General features: G+C 35.5%; 2 protein-coding genes. One reads left to right on the plus strand and one right to left on the minus strand.

Features of this window, described 5'->3' with window-relative positions; translation table 11 throughout:
* The coding region (locus KFO40_RS24315; protein ID WP_211146878.1) for a PAS domain-containing sensor histidine kinase at window positions 1-1,118 on the plus strand (1,118 nt) is incomplete at its 5' end.
* Here KFO40_RS24315 and KFO40_RS24320 read toward each other — a convergent pair.
* The gene (locus KFO40_RS24320) at window positions 1,115-1,960 is read right to left on the minus strand and encodes an AraC family transcriptional regulator (RefSeq protein ID WP_004314666.1); all 846 of its coding nucleotides are present in this window, start codon (window positions 1,958-1,960) and stop codon (window positions 1,115-1,117) included. The genes KFO40_RS24315 and KFO40_RS24320 overlap by 4 nt on opposite strands.
* Window positions 1,961-2,062: the final 102 nt, after the last annotated feature.

Raw genomic sequence — 2,062 nt, forward strand, 5'->3', positions numbered from 1 at the left:
AGCTTACACAGGAATATATTCTGAATACTGCTTTGCAAAGAACCAGAATCTATCCATGGTATTATGATATAAGTCGGAGTGAATTTACTCTTGACGATCGTTATTTTGAACATTTAGGTATTCCGGCAGGAGAAAATAATACTTTGACAATGGAGGAATATGTGAATATGATTCATCCGGACGATCGGCAACCTATGGCTGATGCCTTTGTTGTACAACTTAGTGGTAATACAACTTTTGACAAAACAGTTCCATTCCGTTTGCGCCGGGGGGATGGTACTTGGGAATGGTTTGAAGGGCAGTCAACTTATATTGCAAACATATCCGGCCATCCCTATCGGTTAGTGGGAATCTGCTTGAGTATTCAGGAATATAAAGACATAGAAAACACCTTAATCGAGGCACGTAAAAAAGCAGAAGAAAGCGATCGTCTTAAAATGGCGTTTTTAGCCAATATGAGTCATGAAATCCGTACGCCGCTGAATGCAATCGTCGGCTTTTCTGATGTTATAGGTTCCACTTATGATGAGTTAAGTGAAGAGGAACGTGCCGATTTCGTGCGACTAATCAGCATCAATAGCGAACATTTAGTACGATTGATTGACGACATACTTGATTTGTCCAAGATTGAATCAAATACGATTAAATTTACTTTCTCCAACTGTTCCCTTAACTCTTTAATGATGGACATAGAGAAAGAACAGGCAATGAAACCTATTTCCGAAATTGAAATAAAGTCATTATTACCGGATGAAGATGTTTATATCAACACAGATATTACACGCCTGAAACAAGTAATATGCAATTTCATTAATAATGCCCGGAAATTCACCCAAAAAGGATATATTCATTTTGGGTATACGCTTGATAACAGAAATGCGGATTCAGTACAAATATTTGTAGAAGATACCGGTTCGGGAATTCCGCAAGAATGTTTGAATGAAATCTTTGATCGTTTTTACAAAGTAGATACTTTTAAACAGGGAACCGGTTTAGGACTTTCTATCTGTAAAACGATTGTAGAACACCTGCAAGGAGATATCTCCGTTAAATCAGAGATTGGGAAAGGTAGTTGTTTTACCGTTACATTACCATTTGATAGAAAAACAGAAGATTAGCGTCCTCTATATTCTTGAGGGGTAATACCAGTATGCTGCTTAAAAAACTTATTAAAGAAGGAGATATTATTAAACCCTAAAGATAGAGCTATATTTTTTACAGGTTCATCGGTCGACTTTAAACGGGATTTAGCTTCCATCAAAATGACAGAAGCAATCACCTCTAATGGAGTATTTCCTGCCGCCTTTTTAATTGTAGAACAGAAATGGGGCAGGCTAAGTCCTAACTCATCAGCATAGAAAGATGTTCCGTGATGGATTGTATAATGTTTCATGACTAATTTTAAAAACTCCTGATAAATCTCATACTTTCTTGATTGAGAAGACAAATACCAATTATTCTGTAACTTATATATTTCTGTAGCCCCTTGGATAAACATGGTAAGAACAGCTTTTACTATCTCCTTATTTTCGCGCGTCCTAAGTGAAGCGTATGAAAGAATAGATGATTCATAAAACATTTTATAACTACAGGCCTGAAGTGGAGATAAAGCAACTATCGGATTCTCCATAATTACCGGAAGAAGGTGCTGGGTAGCTTTCATCAAATTTATACTTTCTATAAAATGAGATGAAAAGCCTGCATAATAAATCTGGATATCGGATGAGAATGTGTGCACCTCTAATATGCAATTAGGCGGCAAAGTTATTAAATCATTTTCACTAATATGATGGGTATTGGTATTGATCGTCACCTCCATAGTGCCTTTTATACAAAGAATAAATAAGCCGGATTCAATCTTACATGGAAAATTCTTATAGCTCTTCAGTAAATCTTTTGCGAATCCCTCTCCTACAATATAATCAACCGGCAAATCATACTTTGGTATATTACTTTCCATTATTGCTCTTTTTGTTTGTCCTCAAAGATAGAGATTATTTAATTCCTATCTTTTAAATAATTAAAATCGGAACATTGAATCATAAAAAAATAACATCTATAT

Source organism: Bacteroides sp. 1001302B_160321_D4 (assembly GCF_015667765.1).
Classification (GTDB): Bacteria; Bacteroidota; Bacteroidia; order Bacteroidales; family Bacteroidaceae; genus Bacteroides; species Bacteroides xylanisolvens.